The following is a 14,710-nucleotide window of genomic DNA, read 5'->3' as shown; positions in this document are numbered from 1 at the left end:
CGGGCCCGCCCGACTACCGGGCCGGCCGGGCGAGCCCGACCGCCCGGCTCGCGCGGACCAGTGGGCTCCAGGCCTCGATCAGCCGGGCGAAGGCCTCGGCGTCCGCCTGCGCCTCGTCCAGCAGGCGCCCGCGCCTGGGGGCCAGGTGATCGGCGAAGTCACGGTACTTGCCGCCCAGTTGGCGGTAGCAGTGATCGAGGACGGCAAGCCTCCGGAGGTTCTCGGCGCGGTCGGCGCCGATGCTGCGCCGCACCGAGTCGAGGATCGCGTCGGCACGGACGTGGTGCTGCTCGTCCAGCAGGGCGCCGAGTGCCTCCTCCAGGTCGGAGTAGACCGGGTAGAGGTAGAGCATCGACAGCAGGAACTTGGTGAACCGAAGCTGGTAGGCGGTGAACCCGGGGCCGGTCCGCCGTTCGGGGGTGTAGTAGTTGACGATGTTGCGGTTGTGCACGACGCCGGGGAGCGTGGCGTCACGGACCACGTGCAGCAGGAAGTAGTCGCTGCCGATGGTGTCGGTCGCGGGCGGCAGCGGGACGCGCTCGTACACGTCGTGGTCGAGGGCGATGTTGCACATGTCCACCCGCCAGATGTCGGGCAGGTCCAGCACCGAACGGTCGGCGGTGAACGGCTCGGTGCCGGCGCCGACGAAGGAGTCGTCCACCAGCTCCCGTCGCTCCTCCTCGGATGCCCCGGCCCGGGCCCAGAGACCCACCACCCGGTAGTAGAGCTCCTCGTCCAGTGCGCGGATCTCACCGATGTCGACGGAGAGTTCACCGACGAAGGAACTGCCGACCATCGACACCGGCTTCTCCGCGTGCACCGGGTCGAGCGGTGCGTCGGTCACCGCGCCCGCGGCGTCGGCGGCGCGCCTGCCGAGGGTGCGGAGTTCGTGGTGGACGGGGAAGACCGGTTTGCCGTCGAGGAGTTGGTAGGCGCTGTCGGAGTCGCGGCGGTGCACGGAGGTGCAGCCGAGGGCGGCGGCGAGGAGGAAGGCGCGATTGGTGCAGGCCCCGTACGAGACGGCGTCGGGGAGCATGAGGTCGAGCAGGGTGTCGGGGTCGGCGGCGCCGGAGCGGTCGACGACCTCGCGGAGGAAGCCGCGCTGGGCGGTCTCGTCCAGGTGGTGCACGGTGACGCCGGGCGTCGGCGGGAGGGCGGCGGCGGCCTTGGCGTGCACGGCGAAGGTCGCGGCGTCGGAGGAGTCCAGGACCAGGAGGTGGACGTCGGCGCCGAAGTGCTCGGCGGCGTGGGCCGCCTCCGCGCCGACCGCCGAAATCGTGTCGGCGCAGGGGCGGTTGGTGGGCAGGGTCAGGCAGATTCTGTGCATGCCGGTACTCCGGTTCACCCTTCGGCGTCCTGCTGCGGGAGGTGCTGTGCGGTGTCGTGCCGGGCGGCGTCGGTGGGCGCGGCGTCCGTCCGGGCGGCGTCGGGGTGCTCGGTGTCGGGGTGCTCGGCGCGGCCGCCGTGCCAGGACGCGAGGCCCAGCAGCTTGGCGCCGAGTCCGGTCAGCTCCGCGCGGCCGTACCGGAGCGACTCGTGCCGGCGGGCGTCGCCGACCAGCGTCCGGTTCCAGGTCGGCGTGGAGAGGTCGCGCCAGGACGCGACCCGCGAGCTCCGCAGCTCCGCGTGCTCCTCCAGGGCCGGCATCATCGACAGGTACTGAACGGCGCGGACGCCGCGTTCGGAGACGTTGCGGGCCACTCCGTGGGCCAGCATGCCGTTCCAGATCAGCAGGTCGCCGGCCTCCAGGTCGGGCCGGACCACCGGGAACTCGGCGCGGTCGACGGCGGGCCGGATCGGGTCCCGGTCGGCGGGCTGGGCGGCCTGCCACTGGTTGAACCGCCGGAACAGCTCGGGATTGCACTGGAAGCCGCCGTGGTCCGGCCGGGTGTCGTTGAGCGCGATGATGCCCTGGACGCGCTGCGGCAGCATGCCGAGGGTGGTGTCGACGTCCCAGTGCAGCTCGATGTCGAAGCCCTTGTCGGTCGGCTCGATCAGCGCACGGTCACGCGTCCCGACGTTCGGCGGGTTCAGGTTGAGCCGGTCGAGCGTGACCCACAGCTCCTCGCAGTCCCACACGTCGACGAACGCGTCGTAGACCCGTTGGGCTTGCCGGCTCTCCCAGAGCAGCTGGTGCTGGTACGCCTCGACGAAGCCGTAGACGTGCAGGTGCTGGTCCAGCTCGTCGCGGTGCTCGCGCTCCTCGTACCAGGTCTCCGGCCGCTCGGGGTCGAGCCCCTGGAACTCCCACGCGAAGTCGAGCAGGCGCCGGGCCGCCTCGGCGGGGATCGCCTGCTTCACGACGACGTAGCCGTAGGTCTGCCAGAAGGTGAAGTCCTGCTCGGACAGCACGCGCAGCGGCCGCGACTTCTCGATGTCCTTCAGCGGGGTCTGCGCGAGGTAGGCCTCGCCGTCGTTGCTGAAGTAGGGACGGTCCGACGCGGCCCGGTAGAGGTGTCCGTCAGGGGTCGGCATGCAATCACTCCAAGGATCGGAAGACTTCGTGCGGCCGGGAGGGAACAGCGCTCCGGCGGTCGGTGCGTAAGGCGGCGTAGGGCGGCGTAGGGCGGCGTCAGGGGACGTGAGGTGGCGTGGGACGGCGCTGCGGGCAGGTGACATGAGGGTGTGTGAGGTCCGGGCGCGCGCTGCTCGGGCGCGTGCGTGCGGCGCCCGGTGCGCGCGGCTGCGCCCGGGGTGCACGCCGCGCGCGCGGGGGTGCGGGCAGACCGGCGCCGCGGCGGGCGCCGTCGGCCGGCGCGGCGTGTCGGGGGTCCGGAGCTCGGGTGGGGGCGTTCGGCCAGGAGGGTGCCGACCGGCTCGGGGGCGGTCGGCGGTTCGAACGGCCCGCCGATCAGGGGCGGTCGGGACGGCTCGGGTGCCGGTGTGCGGCTGCGCCGGGCCGACCGTCCGGAGGTGGAAGGTGCTGAAGGGCGGCGGGGGCTGCCGGGTGATGGAGGAGGTTGCGGTACTCGCCGTTCCCGGCGGCTCCCGCGGTCAGGCGCTCGCCGCGGCCGGTACGGTCGCTGCGGTCGTCCGCGGGGACAGGGCCGGGATTCCGTCCTCCTTCTGCTGCTGGCGCCCCTCGTGGCTCGTTGACGTTCTTGGCGGACATGCGGATCCGGTAGCCAACTCGCATGCCCGGCAGGGTGTCCGGCCAGGGCTTTCCGTCTCTTCGAACTTGCTTTCTCCTACGGTGGACTAGACCAACTTGTGGTGTCAACCCTTCTCCTGGGGAGGCCGGATGATGATCCGGTGGCAGCTCCGGGCGGCGGTGACCTGCGCCGGAGCGGCCGCATCGGTTTCGGTCGCGACGTCGGCCGGAAACCCTTGCCCGAAAGGGCAGTTCGCGCTGCCCGATCGGTCGGAGCCCTTTTCGTAGGGGAGTTCCCCCGGTCGGGAGCGGGGCCGGCCCCATGGTTCGGGGCCGATGCGGTTCGTGGCGCCGGAATCGCGGGGCGGCCGCCGCGAATCGGCGCGGCGACGCCACCGATTCGATCGGCAGGCCGTCCATCGGCGGGGGAACGGTTGCGGCAGCCGGCAGCCGGCAGCCGGCAGCCGGCAGCCGGCGGCGGGGCCGGTGAGCGGACGGCGGGCGGTCCGGGGGAGGGCGGCGACCTGAGGGCCCTTCGGGCGCCTCTCCGGGTGTGGAGGGATGGCGTGGGTGGCGCGCAAAGGTTCCACGCCGCGGGCCGTCCGACCGCTGGGGCGGGCAGGGCCTCCGATCCTATGATCCCCGGTGAGGGTGCCGCCGAGGGCGCCCCGGGAGAGGGTGGGGCCGTGCTGCTTCTGTTGGTCGTCCTGGCCGCTCCGTGCCTCGTCCTCGTACTCCTCCGGTACGGCTGCGTGGCCCTGGTGCGCCACCGCGGCGACACCGGCCGGCTGGTGCGCGGCCTCTCCGCGCTCGCCGCTGCCGGGGCCGTCGCGCTGTACCTGTGGGGCGCGCTGCACGTCGGCCTCCAGGTGATCGACGCGGAGGACGGCGGGACGGATTCGACTCCGCTCCGGCCGTGCCGGGCGGCCGGGATGGAGAAGGCGCTGCTGGTCGACGACTACGAGGTGGAGTACCTGCCGCTCGGCTTCGTCTGCCACGTGCCCGGCGGCCGGAGCTACGCCGTCGATGCCGTGCCCGGCTACGTCACCCCGGCCGTGCTCGCGCTGGCGGCGGCGGCCGTGCTGCCGCCGCTGGCGGTCGCGTACGGGGCCGAGTACCGCAGGCGCCGGGGCGGCGCCGCACCCGGGCTTGCGGGCGCGGTGCCGGCGCCGGTGGCGGGGTCGCGGGAGGAGCCGGCGGGGGAGCCGGCGGGGGAGCCGCGCCGAGAGGAGCGCTGAGGCGGCGGCTCGGGACTACCGGTCGGTGACCTGCAGGACGATCTTGCCCTGGAGGTGGCCCTGTTCGGCGCGGCGGTGGGCGGCCGCGGCCTCCTGGAGGGGGTGGACGCTGTCGATGCCGACCCGTACCCGGCCGGAGTCCAGCAGGGCGGCCAGTTCGGTGAGGTCGCTGCCGCTCGAACGGACCTGCCACATCTGCTCGTTGAGCGTGATGCCGAGCGCTGCGGCACGCTCCGGGCGGTAGTCCCCGAGGAAGACGGGGGCGATCCGGCCGCCGCGCCGGACGGTGGGCAGCAGGCGGTGCGCGTCCGGCCCGCCGACGGTGTCGAGCAGCAGGTCGGCGTCACGGACGACCTCCTCGGCGGGCGTCCGGGTGTAGTCGACGAAGCGGTCCACGCCGAGGCCGAGCAGGAACTCCTCGTGCCGTCCGGAGGCGACCCCGATCACCTGCTCCGCACCGGCCACCCGGAGGAGCTGGACGGCGAAGTGGCCGACCCCGCCGGCGGCGCCGTTGACGAGTACGGTGCCGCCCGGGCCGTACCGGAGGTGCTTGACGACGAATTGATAGGCCGTCAGCCCGGCCATCGGGACGGCCGCGGCCTCCACATGTCCGAGGCCGGCGGGCTTGCGGGCCAGGTGGTCGGCGGGGGCGACCGCGTACTCGGCGTAACCGGCGGCGCGGCCGGGGAAGTTGACCAGGCCGAAGACCTCGTCGCCGACCTGCCAGGTGGCGACCTCGCTGCCGACTGCCGCGACCGTGCCGGAGATGTCGCTGCCGAGGATGAGCGGCGGCGTCCAGGCCGGGCGGAGCTCGACCGGGAAGTTCTCGAACGCGCGCCGGGCGTACCAGTCGGGCGGGTTGACGCCCGCCGCGTGGACGCGCACCAGGACCTCGCCCGGCCCGGGGGCCGGGCGGGCCACCTCCTCGTGGACCAGTACCTCGGGCTCGCCGAAGCTGTGCAGGCGGACGGCGTACATCGATTCCGTGCCCATGTCTCTCCCCGATCGCATGGCGGAGCGCCCCGGGTACAATTCGGAGCACTGCTCCGGAACAGCTAACCGGAGCGCCGCTCCGCTTGTCAACGACGGGATGCCGCATGCCGATCGAGTCATCGAAAGCCGACGATCCGCCGGAGGGGGCGGCGGCCCGCGCCCCGCGTGCGGACGCCCGGCGCAACCGCGATCGCGTCCTGGAGGCGGCCGCGGAGGTCGTCGCGGAACAGGGCACCCAGGCCTCGCTCCGGGACGTCGCCCGCCGTGCCGAGGTCGGCCTCGGCACGCTCTACCGGCACTTCCCGACCCGGGAGGCACTGCTGGAGGCCCTGCTGCGCCGGCGCTTCGAGCGGCTCGCCGAGCGCGCCGACACCCTCGCCGCCACCGCCCCGCCGGAGCGCGCGCTGACCGACTGGCTCGCCGAGTTCGCCCTCGGCACCGCCGTCTACCGGGGCCTGCCCGCCACGTTGATGGCCACCCTGGCCGACGCCGCCTCCCCCCTGCACGCCGCCTGTCTGGAGATGCGGCAGGCCGGGGGCCGGCTGCTGGCGGCGGCGCAGCAGGCCGGCCTCGTCCGCCCGGACGTGGCCGCCGTCGACCTGTACGCCCTGGTCAACGCCCTCAGCTGGATCGCCGACCAGGCGCCCGGTCTGGCCGAACGCCGGGACCACCTGTTCCGGCTGGTGATGGACGGGTTGAAGCCGCAGGGGTAGGCGGGGCCGGCCGGCAGCCGGCCCGGGCGGCTGCTCCGGACGGCCGGTGCCGCCCGCCGCCCCTGGTCGTCACGCCGGGGCAGCGGGCGGACTGCGCGCAGTTCGAGCCGGTACCGGAGAAGATCCGTGTCCCGCGGACGGGGCCGGGCGGGCCCCGGAAGACGGCCGGCAGCGTGGCCGCCGACCAGGTCTACGGCAACGGCCCGTGCCGCCCCCACCTGCGCGGGCGCGGCATCCGGCTCCGCACATGATCGGCCGGACGGCTCCGCCCGGTACTCCGGCGGGAGTTCTCCGGTCGGGCCCCGCTCACCAGCTCACGGGCAGTGACCGCATCCCGTAGATGAACGAATCGGTACGGAACTCGCGCTCGCCGGACAGCCGCAGCCCCGGCAGCCGGCGGAACAGCGTCTCCAGGGCGATCTGGAGTTCGGCGCGGGCCAGCGGCTGGCCCAGGCACTGGTGCACGCCGAAGCCGAACGCCAGGTGCCGCCGGGCGTCCCGGTCCAGGTCCAGCTCGTCCGTCGCCCGATGGCCGGCGCCGCCGAACACCGTCTCGTCCCGGTTGGCGGTGGAGAGCATCGCCATCACGCCCTCCCCGGCCCGGACGGTGACGCCGCCCAGCTCCACGTCCTCCAGTGCCACCCGGGGCAGGCCGGTGTGCACGATGGTCAGCAGCCGCAACAGCTCCTCCACCGCGCCCGGCAGGGTGGCCGGGTCGGCCAGGCCGGGGATCTGCTCGGGGTGCTCCAGCAGCAGCGCGGTCGACAGCGCGATCATGTTCGCGGTCGTCTCGTGCCCGGCGATCAGCAGCAGCACGGCTGTGCCGGCCACGTCGTCCGGGGTCAGGTCGTCCCGCGCCGCGAGCCGGCTGAGGACGTCGTCCTCCGGCTGTGCGCGCTTACGGGTCGTCAGGTCGCGCAGGTAGTCCCGGACCCCCTCCTGGGCCTCCCGGAGCTGCTCCACGGTGCTCTCCCGGCTGAGCATCGTGCGGCTCAGGCTCTGGAAGCGGTCGTGGTCCTCGTACGGCACGCCGAGCAGCAGGCAGATCACCAGCGAGGGCACCGGCAGCGCGAAGTCGGTGACCAGGTCGGCGGTGGTCCGGCCCGCGGTCATCCGGTCCAGTTCCTCGTCCACGATCCGCTGGATCTCCGGGCGCATCGCCTCCACCCGCTTGACCAGGAACTCCCCGGTGATCATGCGGCGTTGGCGGGCGTGCTCGGGGTCGTCGAGCCGCAGGAAGTCCGGATTGTCGCCGATCAGCCCGCGAGCGCCAGCGACCAGCAGCGGGAAGGTCGGGTGGCGGATGTCGGCACTGAACCGGCGGTCGGACAGCACGGTGCGGACCTCGGCGAAGCCGGTGACCAGCCAGCAGAGGTCGCCGTCGGGCAGCTCGGCCCTCGTCACCGGCCCGGTGGCGGCGGCCTCGGAGTACGCGGGCGGCGGGCCGAACGGGCAGCCGCCGGAGTGCCGGGCGGGCAGTGGGAGGACGGGAGTGGTGGGTGCGGTGGTCAAGGCGGGGGTCTCCTCACGTCGCGGGTGTTCTCGTGGGGTTCCGGGGCCGGGAAGGTTCCCGGCGGCCTGCGGGGCCGGCGGCGGGGGTCCGTCAGGCCCCGGTCCGCGCGGGCTCGTCCCCGGTGACGGTGATCGCCCGGCCCGGGCAGAGCTCGGCGGCGAGTCTGACCTCGTCGAACTGCGCGGGCAGCAGCACGATCTGACGAACCATCACAAGACTGTCCCGGTCGTCCTGGTCGAAGACCGCGGGGGCGTTCATCACGCACAAGCCGGAGCTGCAGCAACGGTCCCGGTCGACGCTCACCTGCATGTCGGGCACCTTTCGCCAGGGCGGCGCCGGCTGCCCGGTGGCCGCCTCTCGTTGTCACGGTCAACCTAGCCGTCGCTGGTCCGTCTACGGAGGGGTACCGGGGCCGGATCGAGAATGGCTGATTCGGCCCCTGTGGGTGAACCGCCCTTGCGGTGCAATGCGTTTCAGCCGCCGACCCTTCGCCGGACGGGTCGGCGGGCCCGGTCGCGCGGACGGCCTCACAGCCTTCGGTGGTGGCCAACTCCCTTACGGAGGGCATCGTGCCGGCCTCGGCGGCGCTCCTGTCCGGCCGGTGGCGCACCACCCGGGCCAACCCAGGACCTGGGGTCGTTGCCCGACAGCATCACTGTGCATCCGGACGCCGGCTACGACTCGGCCAGGACCCGCGCCGAACTCGGGACGATCGCCCGCACCGTCGCCCGTGAGCGCACGCCTATCCGACTGCTGCCGGGTCGCCGGAAACGGTGCTGTGGTGCTCCTGGGCGGCAAGGATCTGATCGGCGTGATCGATCGCCCACTGGCCGAGGGCGGCCAGCGGCCCGTCGGAGAGGCTGGCGCCCAACTCCGACAGCTCGTACGCCACGGAGCGATCACCGGGCTTGGTGATCCGTACGATCAGGCCGTTGGTGTGCAGGCGGCGCAGCGTCTGGGCGAGGACCTTGTCGCTGATGCCCGCGATTGCACCCAGAAGGTCGATCCGGCGGCGCCTGCCCGCCCGTAGCGCCATCAGTACCACCGGGTCCCAGGTGTGGGCTATCAGCTCGGTGGCCAGGCGCACCGCACAGTCGGCGGCGAAGGGCTCGCAGTGGTCGTTCACGCGTCTCTTCCTACCGGATTCGGGCCTACCGATCGGTAGGCCCGAGGTCCCTACCGTAACGAGGTATCAGGCCTTCGAGGAATGGAGAGCAGCGTGCGAATCGGAATTCTGGGCACCGGCGTGATGGCCTCGGCACTGGCAGAGGCGTGGACGCGACGTGGACACCACGTCCTCGTCGCAGGCCGTTCACAGGAACGGGCCCAGGCGATCGCCGAGCGGCTGGGCGAGGCCGTCGAGGCGGTCGACCCCGCGCAGGCGGCCAGGGCGAGCGATGCCGTGGTCGTCGCCGTGGCGTGGGAGGGGATCGACCAGGTGCTTGAACTCGCCGGAGCCGGCGAAGGGTCGCTGGCCGGCAAGGCCGTGATCGACTGCACCAACGCGGTGGACTACGCCGATGGCCTGCTCAAGCTGCCCACCGGGTCGGCGGTGGAGCACATCGCCGAGCGAGCCGTGGGCAGCCACGTGGTCAAGGCGCTGCATCTCTTCGCGGGGGCGAGCTGGTTGGCGCCGACGCCGACGGGGCAGCCGAAGCGCACCGTGGCGATGTGCGGCGACAACGAGGCGGCGCTCGACATCGCCGCAGAACTGATCCGCGACCTCGGTGGCGTGCCCGCCGTGATTGGCGGACTGGAGCACGCTCGGCAGCTCGAAGACGTGGCGGGGTTCGTCATGCGGCTGGTCGCCGCGGGCCACAACCCCGTCACCGCTGTTCCTGTCGTCGACCGGTCACAGGACTAGACGACAACGCCCATCGCCTGTGCTGCGCGAGGCGCTCGCATCCGGCTGACTCGGTGATCACGGAGCGTCGCACCTCTGTGGTCACCGGGGCTCGCGCCCACCTTGCCGTCGGGCTCCCCGCGCCGCCTGTCTGCGCGAGCTCCGAGCACTACCGGGCGGCGGGCCGGCCCTGACCCGGGGTGCGAACGGCGTCCAGGGCGAGGGTGAGCAGCCGCTCCGCGCGGCTGTCGTCCTCCTGGTCGGGGCGGGTGGTCGTGAGGGCGATGCCGAGCACGAGTTGCAGCAGATCGGCCGCTGTGAGGTCCGGGCGGGCCGTGCCGTCGCGCTGGGCGCGGGTGAGGAGGGCGGTGGCGGCGTCCCGGATCAGCCGGTGGCAGTCGGCGGCGAGGTCGTCCGAGACCCCCAGCAGCAGGGTGCCGCCGAGGCCCTGGTGGGTGCGGGTGTGGGCGAGGAACGCGCCCAGCCACTCGGCGAGCGCCCGGTCGGCCGTCCTGGCGGCCGCGAGCTCGTCGGCGCGGGCGCAGAGCCGTTCGACGCGCTCCTGGAGGACGGCCGCGAGCAGGGCGTCCCGGGTGGGGAAGTGCCGGTAGAGGGTGCCCGGGCCGACGCCGGCCCGCCGGGCGATGTCGTTGAGCGACGCCTCGGCGCCGGCCTCGGCGAACGCCTGCTGGGCGGCGGCGAGCAGGCGCTCGCGGTTGCGCCGGGCGTCCGTGCGCTGGGCCGGGGTCATGGGCGGATTCCTTGCGATCGGTGGTCAAGCGGAGAGCTTCTCCGTATTGTAGGCCGCGGCGAACCGGAGAGCCTCTCCGGAAGGCTGCGAGCCGCAGCGTGCCCGGCTGCGCGCTGCCCGCGGCCCGACGATCACCTTCACCAACTCCGAGGAGTCGCAATGACGGACACCGCGTGGAGCCGGCTCGGCCGGGTCGGGATCCGGACATTCGCCTTCGATGTCCGTCCGGCCGACCGGGTCCGGGACGCCGCCGCGGAGATGGAGAGGGCGGGCTACGGCGCGATCCGCTTCGGTGGGGCGTTCGGCCGGGACACGGCCGACCACGCCTGCCGGGAGGCCCTGACGGCGGACCGGCCGTCCTGCCCGACCGTGAGCGGCGCGAACCGGCCCCGGTCGTGCCGGCGGCCTGAGTCGGCGGCCTGGGCCGGGGGCCTGTGCCCGGGGGATCGGAACCGGGCGATCTGAACTCGGGGGGCCGCGGCGTACAGGGGTCGCAGCGGCCCCCCGGTGCCGGTCGGCTCGGCGCGGCGCGCCGGTGGCGCCCCGGCCCGGGGCGGCCGGGCTCAGCCGGCGGGCGGGAAGGGCAGGGCGGGGGTGACGGGCCGGGCCGGCGGGACGGGCCGGGGGGCGAAAGCGGGGCGGGAGCGGAAGGTGCGGCGGTAGGTGTCGGGCGGGACGCCGACGGTGCGGTGGAAGTGGCGGCGCAGGGTGGTGGCGGTGCCCATGCCGGTGGCGGCGGCGACGGCGTCGATGCTGTCGTCGGTGTTCTCCAGCAACTCCTGGGCGCGGCGGATTCGTTGGGTGAGCAGCCACTGCAGGGGCGTGGTGCCGGTGGCGGCGCGGAACTGGCGGCTCAGGGTGCGCGAGCTCATCAGGGCCCGGCGGGCGAGGTCGTCCACGGTGAGCGGGCGGTCGAGGCGTTCGAGCACCCAGGGGAGCAGCGCGGTGAGCGGGTGGTCCTCCCGGGCAGGCACCGGGGTGGTGACGAACTGTGCCTGGCCGCCCGCCCGCAGCGGGGGGACGACGAGGTTCCGGGCGACGGCGTTGGCCGTAGACGGGCCGTGGTCGAGCCGGACGAGGTGCAGGCACAGATCGAGCGCGGCGGCCTTGCCGGCGGAGGTCAGCACGCTGCCGTTGTCCACGTAGAGCACGTCCGGGTCGACCTGCACCCGGGGGTGGCGGGCGGCGAGGGTCTCGGTGTGCGCCCAGTGCGTCGTCGCCCGTCTGCCGTCGAGCAGGCCGGCCGCGGCGAGCACGAAGGCGCCGGTGCAGAGCGAGGCGATGCGCGCGCCGGCCCGGTGGGCCTCGCGCACCGCGTCGACCAGCTCGGCGGGCGGGGGCCGGTCGACGTCGGCCCAGCCCGGGACGATCACGGTGTCGGCATCCCGGAGCCGGTCGAGCCCGTGGTCGGGCTCCAGCCGGAACCGGCCCACCTGCACGGCGCCCGGTCCGCAGAGCGAGATGTCGTACCAGGGGACGGTGACGGCGTCCGGGGCCGGGCCGAACACCTCGTACGCCACGCCCAGTTCGAAGTGCAGCATGCCTTCGGTGACAGCCAGCGCGAGAGTGCCCATGTCCGGAAGTGTACGGGTGGTGGCGTTGCGGACACTCACGGCGGGGCGCCCGCCCCCGCCAGGATGGTCGTAGCGGGTCGGACGGGCCCGCGAGGACGACGAAGCAGTTCGAGTGCGGGGGAGAGACTCCATGGGAGCGGGACAGCAGGTAGCGGTGTACGGCGCGTACGGCCACACCGGACGGTTCGTGGTGGCGCAGTTGCGGGCCCGCGGGTTCGTCCCCGTGCTGTCCGGCCGCGACGCCGGCAGGCTCGCGGCCCTGGCCCGGCCCGGGGACGATGTCCGGCCGGCGGCGGTCGACGACCCGGCGGCCCTGGACGCCGCTCTGGCCGGCGTCGCGGCCGTGATCAACTGCGCGGGGCCCTTCGCCACCACGGCCGCCCCCCTGATCGAGGCCGCCCTGCGCGCCGGGATCCCCTACGTGGACGTGGCCGCCGAGATCGAGGCCAACGTCGACACCTTCGCGCAGTTCGCGGACCGGGCCCGCGCCGCCGGTACCGCGGTCGTCCCGGCGATGGCCTTCTACGGCGGCCTCGGGGACCTCCTCGCCACCGCGGCGATGGGCGACTGGACCGCCGCCGACGAGGCGCACGTCGCCTACGGGCTCAACAGCTGGCACCCCACGGAGGGCACGCGCATCGCCGGCGTGGTCTCCCGGGAGCGGCGGGGCGGCCGCCGCGTCCGCTTCGCGAACGGGCGGCTGGAGTACCGCGACGACGCGGCGCCCACCCTGGAGTGGGACTTCCCCGAGCCGGTCGGCACCCGGGCCGTCATCGGCGAGTTCACCATGGCCGACGTCGTCACCATCCCCAGCCACCTGCCCATCCCCGAGGTGCGCACCTACATGACGGTCGAGGCGGCCGGGGACATCGCCTCACCGGACACCCCGACGCCGGCCGCCGTCGACGCCGACGGCCGCTCCGACCAGACCTTCCTGGTCGAGGTCGTGATCCGCTCCGGTGGTGCGGAACGGCGGGCCGTGGCACGGGGCCAGGACATCTACGCCGTCACCGCGCCGCTCGCGGTGGAGGCCGTCGCCCGCATCCTCACGGGGCGGACCAGGACCGTCGGCGTCGCCTCCGCCGGCGAGATCTTCGACGCCCCCGACTTCCTGCGCGCGCTGTCCGCGCACGTCTCGGTCGAGCTGACCCGGTAGCGGCTGCGCCCGGTCCGGGACGGCCGGTGGAACGGCGGACGAAGGCCCTGCCCGGGTTCGGGCAGGGCCTTCGGTCATGCGGTGAAGTGGGGGGAGTCGGCCTGGATGGCCTGGGCGAAGGCGGCCCACTCGGCGCTGTCGAACGCGAGGTGGGGGCGGGAGGGGTCCTTGTCGTCGCCGAGCCAGACGTCACCGTTGGGGAAGCGGGCGATGATCACACAGTCGCCGTTACCTTCGGCAGAGAACGGAGACTTGACCCAGTTCGCGTCGGTGGGGTGGTGGTCGTACGGGTCGTGTTTCACGCTCACGTCAGCTCTTCCAACTTGAGTTCAAGGGCGGAGACGGTTTCCTCCGGGGACAGTGCGAACCGCTCGACGCGGGCGAACGTCCTCTCGGCCCGCCGCACATCGCGGCCTGTTCTCCGGGGGAGCATACCGCCGATGGCTTCGACGAAGACGAAGCCATCGTCAGGATTGTCGGGAAAGCGCATGAGGGTGATTCCAGAGGCAAGAATGCCCGGTCGTCCAGCGCTCAACGGGACCATTCGCAGCGTGACATGGGCGTACTTGGAGACTGCGATGGCATGGCGAATCTGGCAGGTCAGAGTCTTCCGATCGCCTGCAACCAGCAAGGCGACCTCGCCGAAGTAGCCCGTGAAGTCGAGCACGGGATCGTCGGTCAGGCGGCGCTGGCGGAGGATTCGAACCTCAGCCCCGGCTTCCACCAACTCCTCGTTCGGAGCGTCGACGCCTGCGGCGATCATCTCCTTCGCGTAGGCCTCGGTCTGGATCAGCCCAGGGAAGGCCGAGGGGAAGTAGTTGAGTATGTGTGAGGCATCGGCTTCGAGTGCCAGGTACTCCGCGAAGGCCGGGGTGATCGTTTCGGCGTAGTCGAGTTCACGCCACCACTGTTTTGGTGGCCCCGCCCCGAGAAGACTCTCGAAGTCCTCTCGCTCCTGGCCTGTGACGCCGGCGTGGTCGAGCAGTGCGGCCAGGTCTGCCGCGTTGATCTGCTGCTGCGCCCGTTCGATCCTGCTGAGTCGACCGGGGCTCCAGCCTTTCAGGCCGGCCGTCATGTCGATCAGCGTCCTGTTGTTGTCCAGTCGCCAGGCGCGTAGCTCATCGCCGAGGCGGATCTGCCTGATCGCTGACAGGTCCTTGCTCAAGTGGCGTCCCTCCCTCCGGGTGTGGACGACCAGTCTCACCAGTCGGGGGAGTCGGACTCAAGTCCATTTCAAGATCAAATAAATGCTTCAAGCATTGCGGTTGCGGTTTCGATTTCCCGTGCCCCACACTCAACGTGACCGCACGGACACGCTCCTGACGGGGTGTCCTGCATGTGCCGAAGGGGATCGCCATGTCCTTTTTGATCAGGCCTGTGCTCCAGACCTGGGAAGCCACCCTCACCGACCACTCCGCCTCGGTCCGCACGGCCCGCCATCAGGTCCGCCGCCAACTCGCCGGCTGGGGCTGGGAGGGGGAGCGGGTCGACGACCTGGTCCTCATCGTCTCCGAGCTCGTCACCAACGCCGTTGTCCATGCCTGCCAGGGGCACGGTGAAGTCCGGCTCTACCTCCAGGAGTTCGGCGGCGACTGCCGGCTGGAGGTCTGGGACTCGCGCTTCGACCTGCCGCTCCGGGAGCGCCGGCCGCGCCGCTTCAACGAGGGCGGGCGGGGGATCGAGCTGGTCCGTCGGCTGTCGTTCGACTTCGGGGTGATCACCCGCCGTGGTGCGGGCAAGCGGGTCTGGGTGCGGGTCCTGCTCGACCCGGCCGCGCAGCCGCCCCCGCTCGCCTCCTGAGGTGCGCCCGCACCTCGTCACCGGACGTGATCACGCCT

At 73.1% G+C, this 14,710-nt stretch carries 16 protein-coding genes; 6 read left to right on the top strand and 10 right to left on the bottom strand.

All coding sequences use genetic code 11. From position 1 onward, the window contains the following. Positions 1–13: 13 nt before the first annotated feature. Together OH807_RS09615 and OH807_RS09610 are read right to left on the bottom strand one after the other, a co-directional pair. The gene (locus tag OH807_RS09615; RefSeq protein WP_406196380.1) at positions 14–1,327 is read right to left on the bottom strand and encodes a DUF6271 family protein; all 1,314 of its coding nucleotides are present in this window, start codon (positions 1,325–1,327) and stop codon (positions 14–16) included. Between the two features lie 14 nt (positions 1,328–1,341). Further along, positions 1,342–2,475 carry a phytanoyl-CoA dioxygenase family protein gene (locus OH807_RS09610; RefSeq protein WP_406196378.1) on the bottom strand — a complete coding sequence of 378 codons (1,134 nt, stop codon included), beginning with the start codon at positions 2,473–2,475 and terminating at the stop codon, positions 1,342–1,344. Between the two features lie 1,302 nt (positions 2,476–3,777). Between OH807_RS09610 and OH807_RS09605 the strand changes: the two genes are divergently transcribed. Beyond that, positions 3,778–4,329, top strand: a complete 552-nt coding sequence (locus OH807_RS09605; RefSeq protein WP_406196375.1) for a hypothetical protein — start codon at positions 3,778–3,780, stop codon at positions 4,327–4,329. Between the two features lie 15 nt (positions 4,330–4,344). On the opposite strand, the gene OH807_RS09600 is transcribed toward OH807_RS09605, so the two are convergent. Continuing rightward, positions 4,345–5,322, bottom strand: coding sequence for an NADP-dependent oxidoreductase (locus tag OH807_RS09600; RefSeq protein WP_406196373.1), 978 nt, complete (start codon positions 5,320–5,322; stop codon positions 4,345–4,347). Positions 5,323–5,426: 104 nt separating this feature from the next. Between OH807_RS09600 and OH807_RS09595 the strand changes: the two genes are divergently transcribed. Beyond that, the gene (locus OH807_RS09595; protein ID WP_406196371.1) at positions 5,427–6,035 is read left to right on the top strand and encodes a TetR/AcrR family transcriptional regulator; all 609 of its coding nucleotides are present in this window, start codon (positions 5,427–5,429) and stop codon (positions 6,033–6,035) included. A 306-nt stretch (positions 6,036–6,341) separates the two neighbouring features. Here OH807_RS09595 and OH807_RS09590 read toward each other — a convergent pair whose 3' ends face one another. The 3 genes from OH807_RS09590 to OH807_RS09580 all read right to left on the bottom strand — a co-directional run bounded on the left by OH807_RS09590 (position 6,342) and on the right by OH807_RS09580 (position 8,674). After that, the gene (locus OH807_RS09590) at positions 6,342–7,547 is read right to left on the bottom strand and encodes a cytochrome P450 (protein WP_406196368.1); all 1,206 of its coding nucleotides are present in this window, start codon (positions 7,545–7,547) and stop codon (positions 6,342–6,344) included. Between the two features lie 91 nt (positions 7,548–7,638). Beyond that, positions 7,639–7,857: a ferredoxin gene (locus tag OH807_RS09585; RefSeq protein WP_406196366.1), complete on the bottom strand. Its 219-nt coding sequence runs from the start codon at positions 7,855–7,857 to the stop codon at positions 7,639–7,641. Positions 7,858–8,290: 433 nt separating this feature from the next. Beyond that, positions 8,291–8,674 (bottom strand): winged helix-turn-helix transcriptional regulator, encoded by a 384-nt coding sequence (locus OH807_RS09580; protein ID WP_406196364.1) that lies wholly within the window; start codon positions 8,672–8,674, stop codon positions 8,291–8,293. A 93-nt stretch (positions 8,675–8,767) separates the two neighbouring features. Here OH807_RS09580 and OH807_RS09575 point away from each other — a divergent pair, with 93 nt between their 5' ends. Further along, positions 8,768–9,412: an NADPH-dependent F420 reductase gene (locus OH807_RS09575; RefSeq protein ID WP_406196361.1), complete on the top strand. Its 645-nt coding sequence runs from the start codon at positions 8,768–8,770 to the stop codon at positions 9,410–9,412. A 148-nt stretch (positions 9,413–9,560) separates the two neighbouring features. On the opposite strand, the gene OH807_RS09570 is transcribed toward OH807_RS09575, so the two are convergent. Then, positions 9,561–10,142, bottom strand: coding sequence for a TetR/AcrR family transcriptional regulator (locus tag OH807_RS09570; protein ID WP_406196359.1), 582 nt, complete (start codon positions 10,140–10,142; stop codon positions 9,561–9,563). A 159-nt stretch (positions 10,143–10,301) separates the two neighbouring features. Here OH807_RS09570 and OH807_RS09565 point away from each other — a divergent pair, with 159 nt between their 5' ends. Further along, positions 10,302–10,607 carry a hypothetical protein gene (locus OH807_RS09565; protein ID WP_406196358.1) on the top strand — a complete coding sequence of 102 codons (306 nt, stop codon included), beginning with the start codon at positions 10,302–10,304 and terminating at the stop codon, positions 10,605–10,607. Between the two features lie 98 nt (positions 10,608–10,705). On the opposite strand, the gene OH807_RS09560 is transcribed toward OH807_RS09565, so the two are convergent. Next, a complete protein-coding gene (locus OH807_RS09560) occupies positions 10,706–11,716 on the bottom strand; it encodes a helix-turn-helix domain-containing protein (protein ID WP_406196356.1) in 1,011 nt (336 codons plus the stop codon). 130 nt (positions 11,717–11,846) lie between these two features. Here OH807_RS09560 and OH807_RS09555 point away from each other — a divergent pair, with 130 nt between their 5' ends. Further along, entirely contained in the window at positions 11,847–12,872 is a 1,026-nt protein-coding gene (locus tag OH807_RS09555; RefSeq protein WP_406196353.1) for a saccharopine dehydrogenase NADP-binding domain-containing protein, read from the top strand. 74 nt (positions 12,873–12,946) lie between these two features. Here OH807_RS09555 and OH807_RS09550 read toward each other — a convergent pair whose 3' ends face one another. After that, positions 12,947–13,180 carry a DUF397 domain-containing protein gene (locus tag OH807_RS09550; protein WP_406196350.1) on the bottom strand — a complete coding sequence of 78 codons (234 nt, stop codon included), beginning with the start codon at positions 13,178–13,180 and terminating at the stop codon, positions 12,947–12,949. Continuing rightward, positions 13,177–14,037 carry a helix-turn-helix domain-containing protein gene (locus tag OH807_RS09545; RefSeq protein WP_406196348.1) on the bottom strand — a complete coding sequence of 287 codons (861 nt, stop codon included), beginning with the start codon at positions 14,035–14,037 and terminating at the stop codon, positions 13,177–13,179. The genes OH807_RS09550 and OH807_RS09545 overlap by 4 nt, the downstream gene beginning before the upstream one ends. A gap of 191 nt (positions 14,038–14,228) precedes the next feature. Here OH807_RS09545 and OH807_RS09540 point away from each other — a divergent pair, with 191 nt between their 5' ends. Then, positions 14,229–14,672: an ATP-binding protein gene (locus OH807_RS09540; protein WP_406196346.1), complete on the top strand. Its 444-nt coding sequence runs from the start codon at positions 14,229–14,231 to the stop codon at positions 14,670–14,672. Positions 14,673–14,710 lie beyond the last annotated feature (38 nt).

Origin of the sequence: Kitasatospora sp. NBC_01560, assembly GCF_045208415.1 — a bacterium.
Lineage (GTDB): Bacteria > Actinomycetota > Actinomycetes > Streptomycetales > Streptomycetaceae > Kitasatospora.
Note: the sequence above shows the minus strand (reverse complement) of the source record. Positions and strands in the feature narration are given on the sequence as shown.

Excerpts from the sequence above, each read along its gene's own strand:
- OH807_RS09615 (WP_406196380.1), bottom strand. The coding sequence starts at position 1,327 with ATGCACAGAATCTGCCTGACCCTGCCCACCAACCGCCCCTGCGCCGAC.
- OH807_RS09610 (WP_406196378.1), bottom strand. The coding sequence starts at position 2,475 with ATGCCGACCCCTGACGGACACCTCTACCGGGCCGCGTCGGACCGTCCC.
- OH807_RS09600 (WP_406196373.1), bottom strand. The coding sequence starts at position 5,322 with ATGGGCACGGAATCGATGTACGCCGTCCGCCTGCACAGCTTCGGCGAG.
- OH807_RS09595 (WP_406196371.1), top strand. The coding sequence starts at position 5,427 with ATGCCGATCGAGTCATCGAAAGCCGACGATCCGCCGGAGGGGGCGGCG.
- OH807_RS09585 (WP_406196366.1), bottom strand. The coding sequence starts at position 7,857 with ATGCAGGTGAGCGTCGACCGGGACCGTTGCTGCAGCTCCGGCTTGTGC.
- OH807_RS09570 (WP_406196359.1), bottom strand. The coding sequence starts at position 10,142 with ATGACCCCGGCCCAGCGCACGGACGCCCGGCGCAACCGCGAGCGCCTG.
- OH807_RS09565 (WP_406196358.1), top strand. The coding sequence starts at position 10,302 with ATGACGGACACCGCGTGGAGCCGGCTCGGCCGGGTCGGGATCCGGACA.
- OH807_RS09560 (WP_406196356.1), bottom strand. The coding sequence starts at position 11,716 with ATGGGCACTCTCGCGCTGGCTGTCACCGAAGGCATGCTGCACTTCGAA.
- OH807_RS09555 (WP_406196353.1), top strand. The coding sequence starts at position 11,847 with ATGGGAGCGGGACAGCAGGTAGCGGTGTACGGCGCGTACGGCCACACC.
- OH807_RS09540 (WP_406196346.1), top strand. The coding sequence starts at position 14,229 with ATGTCCTTTTTGATCAGGCCTGTGCTCCAGACCTGGGAAGCCACCCTC.